Below are 21,358 nucleotides of genomic sequence, written 5' to 3'. Positions count from 1 at the left end.
CCCAGCTCGCCGGTCTCGCACCACACGGGCCCGACGACCACGCAAGGTGAAGCGACTTCCAGCCGCCCGGACCAGGCCACGTTTGAGTGCGGCCCGCCCGCGACAGGGATGTGGACATGTCATTGACTGAGCCGTTCGACGCCGCCCCGTACGCACCCGTTCTCTCCACGGAGGTGCGGGATGCCCTCGCCGCGCGCCGGCCCGTGGTCGCCCTGGAGTCGACGATCATCGCCCACGGCCTGCCCCGCCCCCGCAATCTGCGGGTCGCCGAGGAGCTGGAAGAGATCGTCCGGTCGGCAGGTGCCGTACCCGCCACGATCGCCGTGCTGGACGGCAGTGCCAGAGTCGGCCTGGACAAGGGCCAGTTGGAGCGGGTCGCCGAGGACCCGGCCATGCGCAAGCTGGGACACCGGGACCTCGCACCGGCACTGGTGACGGGTGCGAGCGGGGCGACGACGGTCTCGGCGACCGCGTTCCTCGCCGCGCGGGCGGGCCTGCGCGTCTTCGCGACGGGCGGGCTCGGGGGTGTGCACCGGGGCTGGACCGAGACCCAGGACGAGTCTGCGGACCTGCGGCTGCTGGCGCGGACCGGCATCACCGTGGTCTGCGCGGGCGTGAAGTCGATCCTGGACGTGCCGGCCACGCTCCAGCGCCTGGAGACGCTGGGGGTCGCAGTGCTCGGCTACGGCACCGACCGGTTCCCCGGCTTCTATCTGAGCAGTTCGGGTGAACCGGTCGACTGGACCGTGCGGTCTCCCGAGGAGGTGGCCGAGGTGATGGGGGCGCAGGACGCGCTCGGCGGCCCGGCGTCGGCGCTTGTCGTGGCCAACCCCGTACCGCGGGAGGAGCAGTTGGATCCCGCGCTGCACGACCGGGTCCTGGCCGAGGCGCTGGACGCGTGCCGGGAGCACGGCATCGTGGGGCAGGCCGTCACGCCGTATCTGCTCGGCCATCTGATGCGGGGCACCGAGGGCGCCTCGCTGGAGGCCAACCTGGCGGCCGTCCGGGGCAACGTGGCGCTCGCCGGGCGGATCGCCACCGCCTGGGCCGCCCGGTGAGCGGCGGCCTTCTCGTCGTCGGGGACGTGGTCACGGACGTGGTCGCACGGCACGGTTCGGCACTGGCCCACGGCACGGACACGGCGGCCCGGATCGGGACGCGGGCGGGCGGCGCGGGGGCCAACGCTGCCTGCTGGGCCGCACACGCGGGCTGCCGGGACGTACGGCTGCTGGCCCGCGTGGGCACGGACTCCGCGGACTGGCACCGGGAACTGCTGCGGCGCGCGGGGGTGCGGGAGCTGCTGGCCGTGGACGACGATGCGCCGACGGCCACCGTAGTCGCCCTGGTCGACCCGTCCGCCGAGCGCACCTTCCTCACCGACAGCGGCGCGGTGCTGAGGCTGGCCCCCGAGGACTGGGCGCCGTCGATGCTCGACGGCATCGCCCATCTCCATCTGTCCGGATACCTCCTCTTCGCCGGGACCAGCCGCGCGACCGCCCTGCTGGCGCTGCGGGAGGCCGGGCGGCGGAACATCCCGGTGAGCATCGATCCGGCCTCGGCCGGCTTCCTCGCCGAACTGGGCGTCGACCGGTTCCTGGCCCTGACGGAGGGGGCGGATCTCCTGCTGCCCAACGCGGACGAGGCCCGGCTGCTCACCGGACTCCCCGAACCGGCGGACGCGGCGGCCAAGTTGAGTCTGCTGGTTCGTCAGGTCGCGGTCACGCTCGGCGATGGCGGCGTTCTGCTGGCCACCTCGGGGAAGGTGACCGCCCGCGCTCCGGCCGAACCGGTGGTCGCCGCCGTGGACTCCACGGGGGCCGGGGACGCGTTCACCGGAGGCTTTCTCGCGGCCCGGCTGGCGGGGGCCGACGATGCGGCCGCCGCGGCGGCGGGGTGCCGTGCGGGGGCGGCGGCCGTCAGGACCGTGGGCGGGCGGCCGCCCCTGCCCGGGGACCGGCCGTGACCGGCCTCCGGGAGATCATCCCTGCGCCCGCGGTCCGGTCCAGGCGGGGCGGTTCGGGTCGTCGGCCCTGACGACCGCGTCCGCGCTCGCAGTGGGCGCCACCTCGTCCTCGTACCGCTCGAAGGCGGGCAGGGTCCACCGCTCGTCCTCCCTGGTGCGCCGCCGCAGCGCGCCCGCCGACAGCCGCAGATGGACACTCAGGTCGAACGGGAACCAGTGGCCGAGCAGCAACGGCCCGTGCAGGACCAGCACCCCGCCTTCCGGGAGATGCCGGTACGGGCTGCGCGTCGCCCGGTCCGTGACCGGATCCCACAGATCGGGCAGCACCCGCCCGCCGCCGCCCGGTTCCAGCGGACCGAACACCTCACGCCACAGGGCGCCGGTGTCGAACCAGCTGCCGTAGTACGAGTCGGGGTCCTGCCTGCCGTACTCGTACCGCAGGCTGGCCGGCCGGAGGAACCCCGCGGTGGACACCACGAGCACCGCCCGGCCGCGCAGCCGCAGCGCCTGGGCCACCGCCCCGGCCAGCTCACCGGTGCGGGCGGCCGGGGCACCGTCGACGGCGATCCTGAGCCAGGGCCCTCCGTCGGCCGCCTTCAGCCCGTCGGCGTGCGCGGCGAGCGCGTCCGCGAGCCGTTCCCAGGTGATCGCTTCGAATCGCACGCGTCCATCGTGCACCCGTTCCCGGAAATCCGCGGCGCCCGACGGCTCGACCCCTTACGGTCCTGATCATGGATCTCGCATTCGCTCGCACGTTCGCCGCGCAGTGGCAGGACGACTGGAACTCCCACGACCTGGAACGCATCCTGGCGCACTACCACGACGACGTGACGTTCAGCTCCCCCATGATCGCCCGGTTCACCGGCGACGCCTCCGGCACGGTCCGCAGCAAGGCCGAGCTGCGCGCCTACTGGACGCGTGGGCTGGAGCTCATCCCCGACCTCGCGTTCGAGGTCATGGACGTGCGGGTGAGCGTCGGCACCCTGGTGATCGACTACCGCAACCAGATCGGCGGCCGGGTGTACGAGGTGCTGACCTTCCGCGACGGCCTGGTGATCAGCGGTCTCGGGGCATACGGGGAGACACTCGCCCACTGACGGTCGGCGCCCGGCGGCGCGGTGGCCGGCCGGGACGACAGAGGGCGGGCCTCGTGCCCTACTTCTTCTTGCCGCAGTCCACCGCGTCGGCGTCGTCGGAGAGTTCGCTGCCCTCGGGCAGCAGATAGGTCACCCACAGGACGACGGGCTCGGTCCCCAGATTGCGCCCGATGTGGCGGTGCTTCACCCCGGACGGCTCGATGAAGGAGGTGCCGGCCGGTGTCACCTCGACCGAGCAGTCGTCCAGGGTGCGGGTCAGCGTCCCGGACTTGACGACGGCGATCAGCTGGCCGCGATGCGTGTGCCAGCCGGTGGAACCGCCGGGCTCGACGGTGATCGTCCGGAAGGTGACATCGGTACGGCCCTCCGGCGTCTTCACCTTCAGCTTGCCCGGCGAGGTGCCTTCCGCGACGACGGTGCCGCTCACCCCGCTGCCGGGGGTGGCGACGGCCGCCGCCGGGACGATGCCGAGCGCGGCGGCGCAGCCCGCGACGACAAGCGCCCTGCCCAGCCGCCCCTGCGGCCTCCGCCGCTCCGACGAGTCCTGCCGCCCCTGCTGTCCCCGCGTGCTCCGCCGCTCCTCCTGGCCCTGCTGTCTGCCGGTCCTCATGGGCAACTCCCTTGCGTCAGTGTCCCGGACATCCCAAATGCCCCGACGCTACCCAGAAGTTGACCGCATGAATCACGCCAGGACGATCGTCATGCGCCACGCAGCTCCGCAGCCAGCGCTCCGGCACCGGACACCTCGATCCGCCCGTCCCGCACAGCCTCGGCGAACGTCAGCTCGCCGCGCCCCAGCGCGAGGCAGAGTCCGGCGTCGAGGGCGATGCGCGCGTCGGCACGGGCGGCCGGCCCATCCCCGTAGACCGGCTCACCGGCCACCGGCGCGCCGACACGGACATGGAACTCGCCCTCGTCGAGGCGCACATCGACCACCCCGTCGGCCGCCCGCCCCCCGAACCCCTCCAGCGCGCGCAGCAGCGGAAGCGCGAACCAGTGCGCCCGGACCGCGTCCGTGGGCCGCCGCTCCGCGAGTGCGGGCGCTCCCCACTCGGCGAGCGCGGCGAGGACGGGCAGCAGCCCGTGTCCGCGCTCGGTGAGTTCGTACACCACAGCCGCGGCGGGCGGCGGCAGTTTGCGGCGGGTCACCAGCAGGCCCTGCTCCATGTCCTTCAGCCGGGAGGCCAGGACATCCGTACTGACGCCGGGAAGGTCCGCGTGCAGATCGGTGTAGCGGCGGGGACCGGCCAGCAGTTCACGGACGATCAGCAGGGTCCACCGGTCACCGACGGCGTCCAACGCACGGGCACCGGCGCAGAACTGGTCGTAACTCCGGCGGCGGACCGGGCGGGTTGCGGGCTGTTGCTGACGTGGCATGCGACTCAGTCTAGACACGTTGTTGGACTTTCCAAGTCCAAGCTTGGTAAAACCAAGTATCGCAATCGGGTCGGGAGGCACCGCATGGAGTTCCGCCAGTCCAGCAAGCTCAACGAGGTCTGTTACGAGATCCGGGGCCCGGTCATCGAACACGCCAACGCCCTGGAGGAGGCGGGCCACAGCGTGCTCCGCCTCAACACGGGCAACCCGGCACTGTTCGGTTTCGAGGCGCCGGAGGAGATCGTCCAGGACATGATCCGGATGCTTCCCCGGGCCCACGGCTACACGGACTCGCGCGGCGTCCTGTCCGCCCGCCGGGCCGTGGCGCAGCGCTATCAGGCGATGGGGCTGACGGAGGTCGGCGTCGATGACATCTTCCTGGGCAACGGCGTCTCCGAGCTGATCTCGATGGCGGTGCAGGGGCTGCTGGAGGACGGCGACGAGGTACTGATCCCGTCCCCCGACTACCCGCTGTGGACCGCGGTGACGACGCTGGCCGGCGGGAAGGCCGTCCACTACACGTGCGACGAGGCCTCGGACTGGAACCCCGACCTCGCCGACATGGCCTCCAGAATCACCGACCGCACCCGCGCCGTCGTGATCATCAACCCGAACAATCCGACCGGTGCCGTCTATCCGCGCGAGATCCTCGAAGGCATCCTCGACCTGGCCCGCCGGCACGGCCTGATGGTGTTCGCCGACGAGATCTACGACCAGATCCTGTACGACGACGCCGAGCACCACAGTGTGGCGGTCCTCGCCCCCGACCTGGTCTGCCTCACCTTCAGCGGGCTTTCGAAGACGTACCGCGTGGCGGGCTTCCGTTCGGGATGGATGGTGGTGTCAGGCCCCAAGCAGCACGCCCGCAGCTATCTGGAGGGGCTGACCATGCTCGCCTCCATGCGGCTGTGCCCCAACGCTCCCGCGCAGTACGCGATCCAGGCCGCGCTCGGCGGCCGCCAGTCGATCCGGGAGCTGGTGGTGCCCGGCGGCAGGCTGTACGAGCAGCGCAACCGCGCCTGGGAGAAGCTGAACGAGATCCCCGGGGTGTCCTGCGTGAAGCCGAAGGGCGCGCTGTACGCCTTTCCGCGCATCGACCCGAAGGTGCATCCGATCGTCGACGACGAGAAGTTCGTCCTTGACCTGCTCCTGCGGGAGAAGATCCAGGTCGTCCAGGGCACCGGTTTCAACTGGCCCCGGCCCGACCACTTCCGGATCCTGACCCTCCCGTACGCTGACGATCTTGACGCGGCCATCAGCCGAATCGGCCGTTTCCTGACCGGATACCGGCAGTGACCTGCCGCCGGAGACGAGCGGAGCCCGACCGTGAGCTGTCCCACCTGCCGGACCCCCGTCCACACCCAGTTCGCCTCGTTCGACCTCGTCGGGCCGATCGTCGAGGGCGGTCTGGACCCGGCCACCGACCCCGGCTGGGCGGACTCCGGCGCCAAGTCGCCCGCTGAGTACGCGCGCTGGGCAGGTCATCTGTGCGGTATGACCTGCCTGCGCATGGCGCTCGGCGCCGATGCCCCGTCGCTCTTCGCGCTGCGGGACGGAGCGCTGGAGTACGGCGCCTACACCGAGGACGGCGACGGCGCGATCCGGGGGCTGGTCTACGCCCCCTTCGCCACATACGTACGCGAGAGGCACGGCCTGGACGCCACGGTCCACCGCGTCCTCGCACCGGAGGAGATCCCGGACCTGCTGGACGAGGGCCGGTCCGTCATGGCGTCGGTGCACTACGCGATCCGTCACCCGCAGCGTCCCGCGCCGGGGCGCGGCGGACACCTGGTGCTCCTGACGTCCCGTACGGCCGACGGAACGGGCGTCCACTTCCACAACCCGTCCGGCACCACGGCCGCGACCCGGGCGGCGGAGCTGCCGCTGACCGAGTTCGAGCGCTTCTTCGCGGGCCGCGGGGTGTCGCTGCGCCCGGCGCGATGATGTGCGGGGCCGGACGCGATGATGCGGGGGTCCGGAACGGGAGCGGGCCCGGGGGCGTAGCCGGCCCCCGAGCCCTGTGATTGCCGCCTGTACGGCACGCCGGCACTTTTAAAGGTCCCGTGTCAGTTTTATGTCGCCGCGTCCTGCCTTTGGACGACCGCAGACCGAAGCTCCGCGGGCCGGAGTCGAACCGGCATCTCGACGCGCACGGGCACGGGCCCGGTTGATCCGGCGATAGGCGGCGCATGCTGAGTCTGGAGCAGGAGTCTGAGATTGATCGCGGCCGCCTCTGCCAGTTGGGCCACCCCGGCCCGTATCCGTACGGGAGGCACGGAAGTGCCGGGGGGAGGACTCGAACCTCCACGTGAACCGCGTCCGTCACGACAAACTTCAGTTTCAGCTTTGCGCTCCTCGCGCACCCCGGCCGCGTCGACCGCCGCCGGGGCTTCCATGGCCGGTCACCTCATCCGAAGAGGTAACCGAAGACCGCATCACCCACCCGCTGGTCCGTGACATCCACGCCGTTGGCCTCCTCGCGCGCGAACTTGACGGCCTGCTGGAGCTTTTCGACCCGGTCGAGCAGTTCGTTGATCCGCCGCGCGGGCAGCGCACCGGAGAACTTCACCGTCGTCCAGTAGCCGATCGGGATGTCCTCGTAGTACACCTCGACCTGCGCGGGGTGCTTCTCGGTGGCCTCCGCCTTCACGTGGTTGCGGGGGACCTTCTTCGTCCGCAGGGTCCGCACCGGCTCGGTCTTCCAGGAGTCCGTCGAGGGATCCTGGGACCAGGCCTCGGAGGCGTCCAGCACCGGAAGCTTGCGGATGAAGGTGTTGATGTCCGTGAGCTGCTTCTCCAGGAAGAGCAGATACGACACCGGCACGCCGCTCACCAGAACACACCCGTCGACCGAGACGTCGGCGCGGGCCGCGCAGTTGGCCCAGTCCTTCGTGGCGGTCACGTCGAAGAGGCGGGTGAGCGTCGCGGCGGTCTCCCGCAGCACGTCCTCGGCCTTGACCTGCACCAGGGTCGATTCGGGCGGCAGCTGCTCACCCTCCTCGTCCTTCGGCTGGTACGTACGGGAGATCCCGGCCAGCAGACCGGCCTTCTGGAGGCCGTGATGCGCCGCCGTCAGGTCCTGGTGAGCCTTGGACTTGACGCCCTTCTCCACTGCGATGATCTGATTGAGTTTCGCCACGTCCGGAAAACTAACAACAGCAACTCCACCCGCACCAGCGGTTTTTCCCGCTCCGCTGTGCACCTGACGGGCCCGTGCGCGCCCGGACGGTGGCGCGGCTGGAGGAGCGCGCGTCGGCCGGTTTCCGGCCCCGGACGCCTCGGCGGGGGCGCCGGCCGCGCACGGCTGCGCGTCGGCGTTCCCCGGCCGGGCGGCGGGGGCGGCGACCCGTCGGATACTGTTCCGCGTCCGGGTTCCGGGGCACCGGACGTCGACCAGCAGGGAGCACACCAGGTGGGCACGCCCGTACGTCACTTCACCGCGACGACCGAGCAGGGTCAGGTCTTCACGGTCAACATCGAGCGGGACTTCCGGTACGAGCCGTACCGGGACTTCCTCGTCTGTACGCACTGCGACTGGTCGCCGTCGCTCCTGACGACCCGGCGCCTCATCGACATGGCCGGTGAGCACCTGGCATCCGCCCACGGGGCCGGCCAGGGGCTGGCGCAGCAGGACAACGAGTCGTTCCGCAAGGCGCGGCTCATCATGCTGCCTGTCGTCGCCGTACTGCTGATCGGTCTGCTGATTTTCCTCAACAGCTGATCCTGCGGCGGGATCAGCCGCCGCTGAGCTCCAGGAGCGCGCCCACCGGGTCGGAGTCCGGCGCGGCCCTGGGCCACCACTCGTCCTCGCCCGGGTCGGACTCGTAGCCGTACCACCGGCCGTCGTGGCCGAAGCGGAGCTGGAGCGCACCGCCGGGGTGGGTGAGGTGGTTGCGCCACGGCTGGAAGCGCGGGAAGCCGGCGGCGGCCAGGGCGGGGCGGGCCCGGTCGAAGGGGCCTGCCGGTGGGTCCCACGGTGTCTCCAGGACGGCGAGCCCCTCGGCTCCGCCCTGGCGCCACGCGGCCACGGCACGGGCCAGGTCAGTGGTGTTGCGGCCGGTGGCGGACGCCAGTTCGCGGTAGAGGGCGCGGGTGGTGGCGGTGAGTCCGGCCGTGGGACGGGCCGCTGCCAGCCGCACCGCGTCCTGCCAGGCGGTGAGCCCGGCGATCGGGTCGAGGCCGGTGGTGAGCAGGGTGTGGGCGCGGGCAGCCGCCTCGGTGGCGAGCTGGTCGAGGGCGAGCGGGTCCCGGGCGCCGGGGAACTCCGGGTACGAGGGCGGCCGGCCCGGATGCGGCTCCACCGGGAACGGGGCGGGCAGCGGCGGCAGGAAACGGTCGGCAAGCGCCTCGCGCGCGGGTATGGACGGGGCGGCGGGCACTGCGGGCCGCTCCCTCGCGGAGTGCGCGGCGTTGCGACGTCCCAGGTCCTCCAGGAGATCGCGTTCCCCCCGGCCGCGCAGCAGCAGGAGGACGAACGGGTCGGTGTCCAGAAGGCGGCCCATCTGGTAGCAGAGCGCCGCCACGTGCTTGCACGGCCAGCCGCGGTCGGGGCAGGAACAGCCGGGGTCGAGGTCGTCCGCTGCGGGAAGCAGGGTGACACCGGCGGCGGCCGCCGTGTCGGCGAGGGAGTGCGGCATCTCCTTGGCGAGCAGTGCGGCGAGATGTCCGGGGCGGGCGGCGACCGCGTCGAGGAGGGTCTCCCAGCCGGAGTCGGTGAGGGTGCGCAGCCGCAGTTCGGCGCGGTAGGGGCGGGGGCGGCTGCCGTGCACGTAGGCGACGACCTGCCCCGGGGTGACGGTGATCGCGGCGACGTTCCCGCTGTCCGCGTACGCGCGCCCGCGGGCGAGCCGGGGCGCGTCCATCGACAGGTCCTCCAGCGCCGCCACCCAGGCCCGGCCCCACCAGCTGTCCGCGAACGGCTCGTCCCCTTGGGACGTGCGCGCCGGCACGGCCTCGAAGGTCCGCCGCAGGTCGTCGGGGCCCGGGCGGGGCCGTGCGCCGGATCGTGTGCCGGGCCGCTTGCCGGGCCGCGCGGCGGCGGGAGAGGCAGAGGTATGCGGCCTGGGGCTCATGACGGCCTCCGCAGGGAGACGAGATCGGCCAGATCGCGGTCGCTGAGCTCGGTCAGCGCGCTCTCCCCGGTGCCGAGCACGGCGTCGGCCAGTGCCCGCTTGGCCAGCAGCATCTCGCCGATCCGGTCCTCGACGGTGCCCTCGGCGATCAGCCGGTGCACCTGGACCGGCTGGGTCTGCCCGATGCGGTAGGCACGGTCGGTGGCCTGCTCCTCGACCGCCGGGTTCCACCAGCGGTCGTAGTGGATGACGTGGGCGGCCCGGGTGAGGTTCAGGCCGGTGCCGGCGGCCTTGAGGGAGAGCAGGAAGACCGGGACCTCACCGGACTGGAAGCGGTCCACCATCCGTTCCCGCTCGGGCACCGGCGTACCTCCGTGCAGGAGCTGGGAGGGGATCGCGCGCGAGGTGAGATGCGCGGAGAGCAGCCGGGCCATCGTCACGTACTGGGTGAAGACGAGCACCGAGCCGTCCTCGGCGAGGATCGTGTCGAGGAGTTCGTCGAGCAGGGCGAGCTTCCCGGAGCGGCCGGTGAGCCGGGTCGGTTCCTCCTTCAGGTACTGCGCGGGGTGGTTGCAGATCTGCTTGAGCGAGGCCAGCAGCTTCATGATCAGGCCGCGCCGGGCGATGCCCTCCGAAGCCTCGATGTACGCCATCGTCTCGCGCACCGTGGCCTCGTAGAGCGTGGCCTGTTCGCGGGTGAGGAAGACGGGGTGGTCGGTCTCCGTCTTGGGCGGCAGCTCGGGGGCGATGCCCGGGTCCGACTTCTTCCGGCGCAGCAGGAAGGGCCTCACCAGCCGGGAAAGACGCTCCACCGCCTCGTCGTTGGCGATGCCGGCGGCGGTACCGGTGTTCTCCACGATGCGGGCGTGGCGGGCCCGGAACGCCTTGAGGGGGCCCAGGAGCCCGGGGGTGGTCCAGTCGAGCAGCGCCCAGAGTTCGGAGAGGTTGTTCTCGACGGGGGTGCCGGTCAGGGCGACCCGGGCCGGGGCCGGGATGGTGCGCAGCGCCTTCGCCGTGGAGGAGTGCGGGTTCTTCACGTGCTGTGCCTCGTCGGCGACGACCAGTCCCCAGCTGTGGGCTGCCAGTTCGGCCGCGCTGGAGCGCATCGTGCCGTAGGTGGTGAGGACGAATCCGCCGTCGGGTTCGGTGAGGGTGCGGTCGGTGCCGTGGAACCGCCGGACGGGGACGCCCGGGGCGAAGCGGCTGATCTCCCGGTGCCAGTTGCCCAGCAGGGAGGCGGGGCAGATCACCAGAGTGGGCGCGGGGTGGGCGCGGTGCAGATGGAGTGCGATGAGGGTGACCGTCTTGCCGAGGCCCATGTCGTCGGCGAGGCAGCCGCCGAGGCCCAGTGACGTCATCCGGTCCAGCCAGGCCAGACCGCGCAGCTGGTAGTCGCGGAGGGTGGCGTCGAGACCGGGCGGCGGTGCGATGAGGGTGTCGTCCTCGACGATGCGGGCGCGCAGCGCGGCCAGCGCGCCGACCGGAACCGCCTCGACCTGCTCGCCGTCCACCTCGGCGCTGCCGGTCAGGGCGAGAGCGAGGGCGTCCACCGGGTCGAGCAGCCCCAGCTCCCGCTTGCGTGCCTTGCGTACGAGAGCGGGGTCGACGACGACCCACTGGTCGCGCAGGCGCACCACGGGCCGGTGTGCTTCGGCCAGCACATCCATCTCGGCCTCGGTCAGCCTCTGGTCCCCCAGCGAGAGCTGCCAGTTGAAGCTGAAGAGCTGTTCGGCGTCGAAGAAGGAGGTGCCGTCGGTGGCCGAGCCGGGTGCGGGCCGCACGACCGCCGAGGCGGTGAGGGAGCGGGCGAGCTCCCTGGGCCAGTGCACGCTCACCCCGGCATCCGACAGCCGTGCCCCGCCTGTGCCCAGCAGATCCTGCAACTCGTCCTCGGTGAGGGCCAGTACGTCGGGGACGGGCTGGTCCAGCAGTCGCTCCAGCGGGGCCCAGACGCGGGCGGCGCGACGCAGGGCGAGCACGGCGTCGACCTGGGCGCGCGGGCCGAAGGGCTCGCCCGCCGTGCCGTTCCACAGAGCGGCGGCGTCGACGACGTAGGTGGGGTCGGCGAGGCTGTGCACCTGGGTGATGGCGGCTCCGGCATGCCGTGCGGCCGCCGGTGTGCGGCCGTCGTCCGGCTCGCCGGGGACGGCCCCTTCATCGGTGCCGGCCGTGTCGAAGAGCTCGTACGAGGACAGGTCCAGGCGCAGCGAGACCCGTACGCCCGCGTCCAGTCCGGCCGCGACCTCCACCGCCCACTCCCGGGCGCCGGGCAGATGCCTGGCTTCCCCGGCCGCGAACGGCGCCCCCATGGCGAAGGCGGCCGCGGGCGTCCGGGGCAGGGTGTCGGCCACCGCGTCGAGGAAGGAGCCGATGAGCGGCTCGGGGTCGGGGACCTGGAGGGGCACGCGGCCGGGGAAGGGGATCGCGTAACCCTCGGCGGGCATGGCCGCGGCGACGGCACGCAGGTGGGCGATGTCCTCGGCGTCACGCGGTCCGGCACGCCAGGCGTCGTGGTCGTCGGCGGTCAGTCCGGGAAGCATCCGGCCCCGGGAGACCAGGTGGAGCGCGTGGAGGGTGGCGGCGCCCCAGCAGCGGGTGGCGGGGTGGGCGGACCGCTGGTGGCGGGCACGGGCCAGCAGGGGCACGGCATCGGCCACCGGGAGCAGCAGGGCCGGCACGGTGACCCTGCGGACGCTTCCCCGCTCGCCGCGTCGCCAGACGACCGTGATCTCGGCGGTCCGCGTGCCCGTGTTGTCGGGCTCGGAGGGGCGCGTGCCTGTGCCGTCGGGCTCGGCGGGTCCGCCGGTGCCCGCCGGGAGCGCACCCCCGGTCGGGTGCAGGTCGCCCGGGTCGGGCAGCGGGTGCCCTTCCGGGTCCCAGAACGCGATCTGTCCCTCGCGTGGGAGCGCGGCAGGCAGGAAGACCGCCGCACAGCGCAGCAGGCGGCCCACGGCCGCGTCCTGCGGCGGCGATGCGATGCTCACCGGCGCCTCCCCTCCCCTTCCTGTCCGGCCCCGCTCGGGAGCTCCTGCGTCATCGGTCCTCCATGCCTGGTCAAGCCCTGCCGGCACGGGAACCCTGTGACTCGCGAGTCTAGGCGGGAGGTCTGACAGCGGACCGGCCGCCGCCTTGCCCGCAACTCGTACGGGGTCGGGCGGCGGCCGGAGCATGACGCCCCGCAGCCTGGCCGGCGGCGCGGCCGGCGCGCTGATGGGCGCCCGGATCAGTGCCTGACACGTGGAGGGGCCGGCGTCTGGGATCGGGTGGCCCAGCCCCTGATGAGCCGGCGGTCAGTGCCTGGCGAGCGGCTTCGAGCCGGTGGGACGGGGCCTCCCGGAAGGCGCGGCCGCCTTCGCCTGCGTGGCGTGGCGCGGGCGGCCCGTACCGGGTGCCGGTGGCTCGGAGGCGGCGGGCGCCGGCGGCTCGTCCGACCGGGGCGCCGGCTCCACCGGCCCGTCCCCCGCCTCCGCCGCCCGGTCGCGGGGGTGGGCGTCCGCTGCCGCACCCTCCACGGGCTGCGGCACAGGCTGCCCGGTCCGCTCGAACGGCGCGGGCTGTCCGGCCTGCGGCGGAGGCGTCGGCTGCTGGGCCCGTTCCAGGAAGCGGAGCAGCTCCACCGGGAACGGCAGCACCAGGGTGGAGTTCTTCTCCGCCGCCACCGCCACCACGGTCTGCAACAGCCTCAGCTGCAACGCGGCGGGCTGGGCAGACATCTCCGACGCCGCCTCGGCCAGCTTCTTGGAGGCCTGGAGTTCCGCGTCCGCGTTGATGACCCTGGCGCGCCGCTCACGGTCGGCCTCCGCCTGGCGGGCCATGGAGCGTTTCATCGTCTCCGGCAGCGAGACGTCCTTGATCTCGACCCGGTCGATCTGCACGCCCCATCCGACCGCAGGACTGTCGATCATGAGCTCCAGGCCCTGGTTGAGCTTCTCCCTGTTGGACAGCAGATCATCCAGATCGCTCTTGCCGATGATCGAACGCAACGACGTCTGTGCCATCTGCGAGACGGCGAACCGGTAGTCCTCCACCTCGACGACCGCGCTCGCCGCGTCGACCACCTTGAAGTAGATGACCGCGTCCACGCGGACCGTGACGTTGTCCCGGGTGATCCCGTCCTGGGCCGGCACAGGCATGGTCACGATCTGCATGTTGACCTTGCGCAACCGCTCGACGCCGGGCAGCACCATGGTGAATCCGGGCCCGCGCACATCGTTGCGGAGCCGGCCGAGCCTGAGCACCACGCCCCGTTCGTACTGCTTGACGACCCGGGCGGCCGCCGCCGTGTACACGACTACCGCCATGATCGCCACCACCGCTGCGATCAAGAGCTCCTGGACCATGACGGCCCCCTGCCATCCGGAAGAACCGGAACATCTACCTCACGCCACAATCAGCGCTAATACCACGTTACGCCCCCTTTGGACAGCGGGCGAACCAGGGCCCGCTCCGCCATCCCTCGCCCGGCCGCTTCCCGGATGCCGTGCCCGCCACGAGCGGGCAGGGTGACCAGCGTCAGCACGTCCCCCGGTGGCCTACGGGGTGATGTGACGGAGTGCGTACGGATGAGCCGGACGAGACAGACGAGGACCCGCCCATGCCCGTGATCGACCACCGACGCCGCCGTCTCGGCATCGCCGCCGGGACCGCGCTCCTGACCCTTGCCGTCGCAGGCTGTTCGAGCCTCGGCCGGACCGCTGTCGGTCCGGTCATCTACACGACCGAACGCGATGCCGTGGTCATGGTGAACAGCCCCTCGGTGAAGGGATGCCACCGGCTGGCCCCCGCGGGGGCCAAGGTAGTGGCCAACGAGACCCTGATCGACATCATCCTGTACCGCACCCGGGACTGCACGGGCCCGGGAACGACCTATGTCGCCACCACGTTGACCGACGTGCGGGCGCCCAGTTCGCTGCCCTGGCGCAGCTTCACCACCGTTCACTGATCCACCGGGACGCCGGTGCGGACGTGCGCCGGGTCGCGGCCCCGACGGGTCGCGCACCCGGTGCGCGTCCGCACCGGCGTCCGTCTCACGCACCGCGACGGACCAGCGCGATCAGCGCCGCCGTCGCGGCCCGGCGGTCCTTGGCGATCAGGACCATCACCACGATGAGCATCGCGGGCATCACCGCGTTCGGCGGATCGAGCAGCGTCAGCTGGACGACCGACGCCCCGGCCAGCAGCCCGCAGAAGGCGAGGGCCGCCACCCCGGCGAGGACCGGGATCAGCAGCGCGACCGCCCCGGCCGTCTCCAGACCGCCGATGGCGTACATCGCTCCGTGGCTCCAGCCCATCCGGTCGAACGACTCGACGGCGGACTCGTGGGCGATCAGTTTGGCGATTCCGCTGAAGCCCAGGAACAGGGCGAGGGCGTACCGCGCCACGCTCAGCGCGACAGCGCCCCGGCCACGGCGGCCGGCGGCGGCCGACGGGGGTGCGGAAGCGGCCGGCCCGCCTGCGGACGCCGTGATCCCGGCCTCCGTGATGCGGGACGTCTCGTTCCCGGACGTCTCATTCCCGGACGCCGCGGTCTCGGACGCCGCGGTCTCGGACGTGGTGTTCCCGGACATGGTGTTCCCGGACATGGTGGTCTCCTCGGGGAAGCGGTGCGCGGTATTGCTCACACAAGGTCAGACCGCGAACCGGCCCGTAACTCATCGCCCCACCGGCCACCGTTTTCCCCTGCCGAGGCCCTACTTGGGCACGGCGCGCACCCAGATCCCGTCCTCGGTGAGGTACCGGTCCACCCGCAGCCCGGCCTCGTCCAGACAGTCCTCGAACCGCTCCTTCGACAAAGGCCGTGAGAGGAAGGTCTGCGTCCAGCGCGCGTCCGCGAACTCGTACTCGACGTAGACCGATTCCACCCCGTCGCCCACCGGCTCCGAGGAGACGATCCGCGTCGTGTACCCGGCCGGATGGACGCGCTCGCGCGGCAGGTCGACGTGGTAGTCCTCGCCCTCCCGCTGGATGAGCACCACGCCGCCGTCGCGCACGTATCCGCGGCAGGTGCGCAGCAGCCCCTCGCGCACCCGGTGGCTCCCCGAGTGCACCAGGAACGAGGCCAGCATGACCACGTCGAAGGTCTCCTCGCCGAGGTCCAGCGACTCGATGGGGCTGCACACCGTGCGTGCGCCGCGCACCCGTTCCAGCATCTGCGCCGACTCGTCCACGGCCGTGACATCGAAGCCCAGGGCGAGCAGCGGGTGCGTCACCCGGCCCACCCCGCTGCCCAGTTCGAGAATGCTCGATCCGGCAGGGACGGCGGCGGCGATCACGTCCGGCTCGTCGTTGACGGCCAGTCGCGCGTACAGCTCGACGGCGCAGCCGTCCGGTGTGATCTCGCCGGGTCCCGTCCCCGAATACCCTTCCCGTACCACTCGCTCAGTCATGCCCTGCCGAACGAACGGTCGGCTCCTGTCGTTCCCCGTCTCATACCGAACGGCGTGCGACCAGCGCCGCGCTGAGATGCTGGAGGTCTGTCGGCCGGGCAGGGGAAAGGCCGGTCAGCCGGCCGATGCGGCGGATGCGGTAGTCGACGGTGTTCGGGTGGATGTGCAGCGTGGCTGCCGCCGCCCTGCGGTCCAGGCCGTGGGCGAGGTACGTCTCCAGCGTGTGGAGCAGCTCCGGTTTCGCCTCCAGGGGATGGAGCAGCCGTGCCAGCCCGCTCAGGGCCTCGCTCGGCCTGCTCAGCTGGTACTCCAGCAGGACATCGGCCAGCCGGTACAGACCGGCCGGCCGGCCGGTGCGGGCAACCAGGGCGACGATCTCGGTATTGCGGGCCACGGCGGCCGGCACCGCCGCCGGTTCCGTGGTCTCCGCCGCCGCGGTGACCGGCACCCCCGCGGCCCGGGTGACTTCGGTGATCAGGTCGCACAGACCGCCGGGCCCGCTCCACGGCGGCGGCTCGGTGACGGGCAGCAGGACAGTGCCGCCCGTCTCGTCGAGAGCCGTCAGCGCGGGCGTTCCGCCGAACCGGTCCAGGGCCGTACGGATCCTGCGGATCTTGCGGCGGGCCGCCACTGCCGTACCGGGTCCGGGCAGCTGACCCACCTCGTCGTCGTGCGGACCCAGCGCCAGCGTCATCGCCAGATACCGGGCGGCCGGGCGCAGTCCGGTGCGCCGCGCGAAACGCTCCAGGTCCTCGCCCGTCAGCAGGGCCGCCATCAGGGCGTGCCGGCCGCCGTGTTCCTGGCTGTCCAGGATCTGCCGGGCCTCCAGATAGGCGCCGCTCACCGCGGAGGTCAGCTGCTGCTGGAGGACCATGATGCGGTTCATGATCTCCAGCACGGTCGGCAGGTCTCCGGGTCCGGCGTCCTGGGCGGTCTCCTCCCAGCACATCCCGATCCCCACCTGGTACGCGGTGAGGATGGCGTCCAGCGGCACGCCTTCCTCGGCCCGCTGGGCCGCCGAGTCACGCTGCTGGGCCAGTTCGGCGTCGGTGGCGGGTCTGCGGTGCTCGACGACATCGGCGAAGAGCCGCAGATTGTGCTGCACGATGTCGGCGATGTCGCCCGCGATCTCCTCGTGCGGCAGCTCCGCGTAGACCGGCAGATCGCTGAGCAGCCGGGCGACGACACGGGTGGTCAGCGCGGGGGCACGGGCCCGTAACTGGGCCGCCACCGGGCGGCCGGCGATGCGCAGCGGGCGCCGCGCATCGGCTCTCCGGTCCGCGCCGGCGCACGTTCCGGCAGCACGCTCTTTGTCATGTGTCACAAAAGCCCCCGCGGAAGTCTGCGTTACCGACCAGTTAAACGACGCCGTCCGAGTCTGCATGATGACCGGCGACACCCGCCATGCCACCACCTCTCCCCACACCGGAGGTTGCCGTGAACTCAGCGTCGAACAGCACACTCTGTCGGACCGTCAGAACTGCCGTGGCTGCGCTCGCCCTGGCCGGACTGGCCGTCGGGACGGGCGCGTCCGGCGCCTCGGCGGCGGGCGACGACACCTTGTCGTACGTCGCGCTCGGCGACTCGATGGCGTCCGGGCCCCTCATCCCCGACATCACGGGTCCGGTGGCCTGCGGCCGTTCCACGCACAACTACGCGCACGAGCTGGCCGCGAGCATCGGCGCGTCACTGCGCGACGTCACCTGCAGCGGGGCCAAGTCCAAGCACATGACGGAGAAGCAGTCGCTCTCCCTGCTCGACATCCCGATGGGATCGGCGCCGCCGCAGTTCGACGCCCTGCGCGCGGACACCGACCTGGTGACCCTGACGATCGGCGGGAACGACGCCGGTCTGGTCGGTATCGCGCAGGACTGCATGCAGCTCGACCCGACCGCCACCCCGTGCAAGGACAAGCTGACCGAGGGCGGGGTCGATCAGGTGGCGCAGCGCATCGCGGAGTTCGCGCCCCGGCTCGCCGCCGTCCTGGACGGGATCCACCAGCGTTCGCCCCAGGCCCGTGTGATCGTCACGGGCTACGGGCTCTACATCAAGCCGGGTGGCTGCTGGCCGCTCCAGCCCGTACTCCCGGTGGATGCCGACTTCCTCCAGGGCAGCGTCGACCGGATGAACACGGTGATCGCCGAACAGAGCGCCGCCCACGGCGCCGAGTACGTCGATGTGGCCGCCCCCAGCAAGGGCCACGACGCCTGCCAGGCTCCCTCGGACAAGTGGGTGGAGGGATACGTGCCGACCGCGGCAGCCGCCCCGCTCCACCCCAACCAGCGGGGTGAGGCGGCCTACGCCCGCATCATCGGCGCCCACCTCCAGGGGAGCTGAACCGTGCGGCAGGCACTCCTCCACGGACTGCTCGCGGCGGCGCTCGGAGCGGCCGCTCTCCTCGCCCCGCCCGCCCACGCCGCGACGGCGGGCCATCCGCCGCAGCGGGGCTGCGATCCGCTGGCACCCGCGGAGTGCCTGCTGCCGTTCCCCAACGACTGGTACACCCGGCCGGACCCGGACACCGACACGGGCCGCCGGGTGGACTTCGACGCCGGCGTCCTGCCCCTCCCCGTGACCGGGCTGCCCGTCGGTCCGGCCGCCTGGAACCGTTCCGACGGCTTCTCCCCCGGTTCCGCCCTGATCGCCCAGGTGCCGGGCCTGGACCTGGCGGCGACCGGCGCGGCCCCGCTCACCGGCATCGGCCGCTCCCTCGACCGGGACGCCCCGGTCGTACTCCTGGACACCACCACCGGTGAACGGTGGCCGTACTGGGCCGAGCTCGACGCCAACGCGCCTGATCCCGCACGCCGGGCGCTGCTGATCCACCCGGCCCGCAACTTCCAGGACGGGCACCACTACGCCGTGGCCCTGCGCCGCCTCAAGGACGCCGAGGGCCGTACGCTCCCGGCGGGCGCCGCGTTCGCCACCGTCGCCGGGAAACGGCTGCCCGCCCACGACCCGCTGCGCGCCCGGCAGGACCAGCTGCGCCCCGCCCTCACCGCCCTGCGCAGGGCCGGATTCAGTGCCGAAGGGCTCAACCTGGCCTGGGACTTCACCGTCGCCTCCACCCGCAGCCTGACCGGCGACCTCTTCACCATCCGCGACGACGCGCTGCGCCGCCTCGGCAACCGCTCGCCCGGCTTCACCGTCACCGGCGTCACCGACTTCACCGCGGGCCAGGACGCCCGGATCGCCCGCGAGGTCACCGGGCAGATCACCGTACCCAGCTATCTCAGCCTGCCGGGCGGTCCGCCCGGCTCCGTCCTGAACCGCGACCACGACGGCGTACCGCGCCGGCTCCCCCTCAACACCCAGCCCGTCGCGTTCCGCTGCGAGATCCCCCGCTCCGCCTTCAGCACCCCCTCCCGCCCCTCCCTCTACGGACACGGGCTGCTGGGCTCCCGCTCCGAGGTCGGGGCGGGCAACGTCAAGGACATGGCCGCCGAGCACAACTTCACCTTCTGTGCCACGGACTGGGCCGGCATGGCCAAGGAGGACATCCCCGTCGTCCTGGCCGCACTGGCCGACCCGAACCTCTTCCCCGCCATCCCCGAGCGCAGCGAACAGGGCATGCTGAACGCCGTGTTCCTCGGCCGCGCCCTGATCCACTCCGGGGGTCTGGTCGGCGACGCCGCGTTCCGCACCGACGACGGCCGCCCCCTCGTCGACACCCGGCACGGTCTCGCGTACGACGGGAACAGCCAGGGCGGCATCCTCGGCGGCGCCCTCGTCGCCGCCTCGCCCGACATCCGGCGCGGGGTGCTGGGCGTCACCGCCATGAACTACGGGCTGCTCCTCAACCGGAGCGCCGACTTCGCACCGTTCCAGCAGGTCCTGGATGTCGCCTACCCGGACAAGCTGCGCCAGCAGCTCGTCCTCCAGCTGTTCCAGATGGTGTGGGACCGGGGCGAGACGAACGCGTACGCGAACCACCTCACCGACCGCCACCGGGTACTGCTCCACATCGCCTACGGAGACCACCAGGTCGCGAACGCGGCTGCCGAGGTGGAGGCGCGCACGATCGGTGCCCGGCTGCTGTCTCCCGCGCTCGCACCCGGCCGGAGCCCGGACACCGTTCCGTACTGGGGCATCCGCCGCATCCACGCCGGTCAACTCCCCTACCGGGGCTCGGCCATGACCGTCTGGGACAGCGGAACCCCCGCACCCCCGCTCACCAACACCCCGCCCACCGGACCCGAGTACGGCCACGACCCGCACGAGGATCCCCGCAACTCGCCCACCGCACGTCAGCAGAAGGCCACCTTCCTGACCACCGGGCATGTCATCAATGTCTGCGGCACCACTCCGTGCACCGCAACCCCCACCTCCTGACGCCCCTTCCCTTCAGGGAACAGACAGGGAACAGACAAGGAGCACCATGCGTACGCACCGCATAGCCGGAGCCGCCGTCGCGGCAGCCCTCCTCGCCGGTACGGCACTGGCGCCGTCCGCGCTGGCCGCACCGCCCGCCGCCACGGCGACCGCGCAGGCCTCGGTCCCGTTCACCTCCGCCGGCGCCGTGCGCGCGGCCGACGGCGGCCACACCCTCTCCTGGGCCTCGCCGGCCGCTTCGGTGGCCGTCACCGCCGTCACCTCGCCCGACGCCACCACCGGGATCGCGCTGGGCACGGCCCCGGGCACCGGATCGCTGGCCGTCCCGGCCGGGACGCTCCCGGAGGCCGGCCGCTGGTACTTCCGGCTGGTCCCGGACGGCGGCGCTCCCCTCGTCGTCGCCGACCGCTCACTCGGACTGGCCTCCGCCCGCAACTTCCGCGACATCGGCGGCTACCGCACCACGGACGGGCACTGGGTCCGCTCCGGCCTGGTCTACCGCTCCAACAAACTGAGCTCTCTCACCGACGCCGAGCAGCAGCGGCTGGTCTCCCAGCGCCTCACCCTCGATGTGGACCTGCGCAACATCCAGGAACGCAACGACGACCCGGACCGGCTGCCCGCGGGCGTCGCGTACAAGGTCGCCGACGTCGTCTCGCTGAGCCACGGCATCCGCTTCCACGACTCGGCCCTGATGACACTGGCCGAGGCCCTCGCGGCGGGTCTCTTCTCCGGCTCGTCCGACCTGGGCCAGTCCATCGGCTACCCGTTCATGGTCAACTTCGTGGGCGCCGACTACGCGTTCCGCGATCTGGTCACCGCGGTCGCCACGAACACCTCGGGCGCCACGGTCTTCCACTGCAGCGCCGGCAAGGACCGCACCGGCTGGGGCACCGCCGTTCTGCTCACCCTGCTCGGCGTCCCGAGGGCCACCGTCGAGGCGGACTTCCTCGCCAGCAACCAGTACACCGGTAATCCGAAGGCGGTCGAACTGAGCTGGCTGCGCGCGGCGTTCGACGAGGTCGACCACATCTACGGCGACTTCGACACCTATGTCCGCGACGGCCTGAAGCTCGACGCTGCGACCGTGGAGACCCTTCGGGCCAAGCTGCTGACCGGCTGACCGGACCG

General features: G+C 72.3%; 20 protein-coding genes and 1 tRNA gene. 10 read left to right on the top strand and 11 right to left on the bottom strand.

Features of this window, described 5'->3' with window-relative positions; genetic code table 11:
• Positions 1–116 precede the first annotated feature (116 nt).
• A complete protein-coding gene (locus tag ACZ4LX_RS04085; RefSeq protein WP_467635332.1) occupies positions 117–1,058 on the top strand; it encodes a pseudouridine-5'-phosphate glycosidase in 942 nt (313 codons plus the stop codon).
• A complete protein-coding gene (locus tag ACZ4LX_RS04080; RefSeq protein ID WP_467635329.1) occupies positions 1,055–1,963 on the top strand; it encodes a carbohydrate kinase family protein in 909 nt (302 codons plus the stop codon). The genes ACZ4LX_RS04085 and ACZ4LX_RS04080 overlap by 4 nt, the downstream gene beginning before the upstream one ends.
• Before the next feature lie 15 nt (positions 1,964–1,978).
• On the opposite strand, the gene ACZ4LX_RS04075 is transcribed toward ACZ4LX_RS04080, so the two are convergent.
• A complete protein-coding gene (locus ACZ4LX_RS04075) occupies positions 1,979–2,626 on the bottom strand; it encodes a nucleoside/nucleotide kinase family protein (protein ID WP_467635326.1) in 648 nt (215 codons plus the stop codon).
• A gap of 68 nt (positions 2,627–2,694) precedes the next feature.
• On the opposite strand from ACZ4LX_RS04075, the gene ACZ4LX_RS04070 reads away from it, so the two are divergent.
• Entirely contained in the window at positions 2,695–3,060 is a 366-nt protein-coding gene (locus ACZ4LX_RS04070) for a nuclear transport factor 2 family protein (RefSeq protein ID WP_467635322.1), read from the top strand.
• 58 nt (positions 3,061–3,118) lie between these two features.
• Here the strand turns inward: ACZ4LX_RS04070 and ACZ4LX_RS04065 are convergent, their stop codons facing one another.
• Both ACZ4LX_RS04065 and ACZ4LX_RS04060 read right to left on the bottom strand, forming a co-directional pair.
• Positions 3,119–3,670, bottom strand: coding sequence for a cupin domain-containing protein (locus ACZ4LX_RS04065; RefSeq protein WP_467635319.1), 552 nt, complete (start codon positions 3,668–3,670; stop codon positions 3,119–3,121).
• 89 nt (positions 3,671–3,759) lie between these two features.
• Positions 3,760–4,437, bottom strand: coding sequence for a winged helix-turn-helix transcriptional regulator (locus ACZ4LX_RS04060; protein ID WP_467635316.1), 678 nt, complete (start codon positions 4,435–4,437; stop codon positions 3,760–3,762).
• An 84-nt stretch (positions 4,438–4,521) separates the two neighbouring features.
• Here ACZ4LX_RS04060 and ACZ4LX_RS04055 point away from each other — a divergent pair, with 84 nt between their 5' ends.
• Positions 4,522–5,733: a pyridoxal phosphate-dependent aminotransferase gene (locus tag ACZ4LX_RS04055; protein WP_467635313.1), complete on the top strand. Its 1,212-nt coding sequence runs from the start codon at positions 4,522–4,524 to the stop codon at positions 5,731–5,733.
• 30 nt (positions 5,734–5,763) lie between these two features.
• The gene (locus ACZ4LX_RS04050) at positions 5,764–6,381 is read left to right on the top strand and encodes a peptidase (RefSeq protein ID WP_467635310.1); all 618 of its coding nucleotides are present in this window, start codon (positions 5,764–5,766) and stop codon (positions 6,379–6,381) included.
• 337 nt (positions 6,382–6,718) lie between these two features.
• On the opposite strand, the gene ACZ4LX_RS04045 is transcribed toward ACZ4LX_RS04050, so the two are convergent.
• A tRNA-OTHER gene (locus tag ACZ4LX_RS04045) sits at positions 6,719–6,806 on the bottom strand.
• A 38-nt stretch (positions 6,807–6,844) separates the two neighbouring features.
• Positions 6,845–7,576 (bottom strand): DUF7873 family protein, encoded by a 732-nt coding sequence (locus ACZ4LX_RS04040; protein ID WP_467635307.1) that lies wholly within the window; start codon positions 7,574–7,576, stop codon positions 6,845–6,847.
• A gap of 273 nt (positions 7,577–7,849) precedes the next feature.
• Here ACZ4LX_RS04040 and ACZ4LX_RS04035 point away from each other — a divergent pair, with 273 nt between their 5' ends.
• Positions 7,850–8,158, top strand: coding sequence for a hypothetical protein (locus ACZ4LX_RS04035; protein ID WP_467635305.1), 309 nt, complete (start codon positions 7,850–7,852; stop codon positions 8,156–8,158).
• A 13-nt stretch (positions 8,159–8,171) separates the two neighbouring features.
• On the opposite strand, the gene ACZ4LX_RS04030 is transcribed toward ACZ4LX_RS04035, so the two are convergent.
• The 3 genes from ACZ4LX_RS04030 to ACZ4LX_RS04020 all read right to left on the bottom strand — a co-directional run bounded on the left by ACZ4LX_RS04030 (position 8,172) and on the right by ACZ4LX_RS04020 (position 13,849).
• Positions 8,172–9,509 (bottom strand): SWIM zinc finger family protein, encoded by a 1,338-nt coding sequence (locus ACZ4LX_RS04030; protein ID WP_467635303.1) that lies wholly within the window; start codon positions 9,507–9,509, stop codon positions 8,172–8,174.
• On the bottom strand, positions 9,506–12,493 hold the full coding sequence (locus ACZ4LX_RS04025; RefSeq protein WP_467635301.1) for a DEAD/DEAH box helicase: 2,988 nt from the start codon (positions 12,491–12,493) through the stop codon (positions 9,506–9,508). Before ACZ4LX_RS04025 ends, ACZ4LX_RS04030 begins: the two co-directional genes overlap by 4 nt.
• Before the next feature lie 306 nt (positions 12,494–12,799).
• Complete coding sequence (locus tag ACZ4LX_RS04020) at positions 12,800–13,849, bottom strand: slipin family protein (protein WP_467635299.1); 1,050 nt, start codon at positions 13,847–13,849, stop codon at positions 12,800–12,802.
• 254 nt (positions 13,850–14,103) lie between these two features.
• Here ACZ4LX_RS04020 and ACZ4LX_RS04015 point away from each other — a divergent pair, with 254 nt between their 5' ends.
• Positions 14,104–14,451, top strand: coding sequence for a hypothetical protein (locus ACZ4LX_RS04015; RefSeq protein ID WP_467635297.1), 348 nt, complete (start codon positions 14,104–14,106; stop codon positions 14,449–14,451).
• An 85-nt stretch (positions 14,452–14,536) separates the two neighbouring features.
• Here the strand turns inward: ACZ4LX_RS04015 and ACZ4LX_RS04010 are convergent, their stop codons facing one another.
• The 3 genes from ACZ4LX_RS04010 to ACZ4LX_RS04000 form a co-directional block, all read right to left on the bottom strand.
• Positions 14,537–15,091, bottom strand: coding sequence for a DoxX family protein (locus ACZ4LX_RS04010; RefSeq protein ID WP_467635294.1), 555 nt, complete (start codon positions 15,089–15,091; stop codon positions 14,537–14,539).
• 108 nt (positions 15,092–15,199) lie between these two features.
• Positions 15,200–15,895 carry a class I SAM-dependent methyltransferase gene (locus ACZ4LX_RS04005; RefSeq protein WP_467635292.1) on the bottom strand — a complete coding sequence of 232 codons (696 nt, stop codon included), beginning with the start codon at positions 15,893–15,895 and terminating at the stop codon, positions 15,200–15,202.
• 40 nt (positions 15,896–15,935) lie between these two features.
• Positions 15,936–17,147, bottom strand: coding sequence for a PucR family transcriptional regulator (locus tag ACZ4LX_RS04000; RefSeq protein WP_467635763.1), 1,212 nt, complete (start codon positions 17,145–17,147; stop codon positions 15,936–15,938).
• Between the two features lie 152 nt (positions 17,148–17,299).
• Between ACZ4LX_RS04000 and ACZ4LX_RS03995 the strand changes: the two genes are divergently transcribed.
• Genes ACZ4LX_RS03995 through ACZ4LX_RS03985 form a run of 3 tightly spaced genes read left to right on the top strand, consistent with a single transcriptional unit; the run spans position 17,300 to position 21,350 of the window.
• Positions 17,300–18,232 carry an SGNH/GDSL hydrolase family protein gene (locus ACZ4LX_RS03995; protein WP_467635288.1) on the top strand — a complete coding sequence of 311 codons (933 nt, stop codon included), beginning with the start codon at positions 17,300–17,302 and terminating at the stop codon, positions 18,230–18,232.
• Positions 18,233–18,235: 3 nt separating this feature from the next.
• On the top strand, positions 18,236–20,227 hold the full coding sequence (locus ACZ4LX_RS03990; protein WP_467635284.1) for a hypothetical protein: 1,992 nt from the start codon (positions 18,236–18,238) through the stop codon (positions 20,225–20,227).
• Between the two features lie 46 nt (positions 20,228–20,273).
• Positions 20,274–21,350, top strand: coding sequence for a tyrosine-protein phosphatase (locus ACZ4LX_RS03985; RefSeq protein ID WP_467635280.1), 1,077 nt, complete (start codon positions 20,274–20,276; stop codon positions 21,348–21,350).
• Positions 21,351–21,358 lie beyond the last annotated feature (8 nt).

Source organism: Streptomyces sp. NPDC026062 (assembly GCF_055568375.1).
This window is presented reverse-complemented; position numbering and strand designations above follow the sequence as displayed.

Excerpts from the sequence above, each read along its gene's own strand:
- ACZ4LX_RS03995 (WP_467635288.1), top strand. The coding sequence starts at position 17,300 with ATGCCACCACCTCTCCCCACACCGGAGGTTGCCGTGAACTCAGCGTCG.
- ACZ4LX_RS04065 (WP_467635319.1), bottom strand. The coding sequence starts at position 3,670 with ATGAGGACCGGCAGACAGCAGGGCCAGGAGGAGCGGCGGAGCACGCGG.
- ACZ4LX_RS04070 (WP_467635322.1), top strand. The coding sequence starts at position 2,695 with ATGGATCTCGCATTCGCTCGCACGTTCGCCGCGCAGTGGCAGGACGAC.
- ACZ4LX_RS04030 (WP_467635303.1), bottom strand. The coding sequence starts at position 9,509 with ATGAGCCCCAGGCCGCATACCTCTGCCTCTCCCGCCGCCGCGCGGCCC.
- ACZ4LX_RS04015 (WP_467635297.1), top strand. The coding sequence starts at position 14,104 with ATGCCCGTGATCGACCACCGACGCCGCCGTCTCGGCATCGCCGCCGGG.
- ACZ4LX_RS04005 (WP_467635292.1), bottom strand. The coding sequence starts at position 15,895 with ATGACTGAGCGAGTGGTACGGGAAGGGTATTCGGGGACGGGACCCGGC.
- ACZ4LX_RS04055 (WP_467635313.1), top strand. The coding sequence starts at position 4,522 with ATGGAGTTCCGCCAGTCCAGCAAGCTCAACGAGGTCTGTTACGAGATC.
- ACZ4LX_RS04060 (WP_467635316.1), bottom strand. The coding sequence starts at position 4,437 with ATGCCACGTCAGCAACAGCCCGCAACCCGCCCGGTCCGCCGCCGGAGT.
- ACZ4LX_RS03985 (WP_467635280.1), top strand. The coding sequence starts at position 20,274 with ATGCGTACGCACCGCATAGCCGGAGCCGCCGTCGCGGCAGCCCTCCTC.
- ACZ4LX_RS04085 (WP_467635332.1), top strand. The coding sequence starts at position 117 with ATGTCATTGACTGAGCCGTTCGACGCCGCCCCGTACGCACCCGTTCTC.
- ACZ4LX_RS04020 (WP_467635299.1), bottom strand. The coding sequence starts at position 13,849 with ATGGTCCAGGAGCTCTTGATCGCAGCGGTGGTGGCGATCATGGCGGTA.
- ACZ4LX_RS04010 (WP_467635294.1), bottom strand. The coding sequence starts at position 15,091 with ATGTCCGGGAACACCATGTCCGGGAACACCACGTCCGAGACCGCGGCG.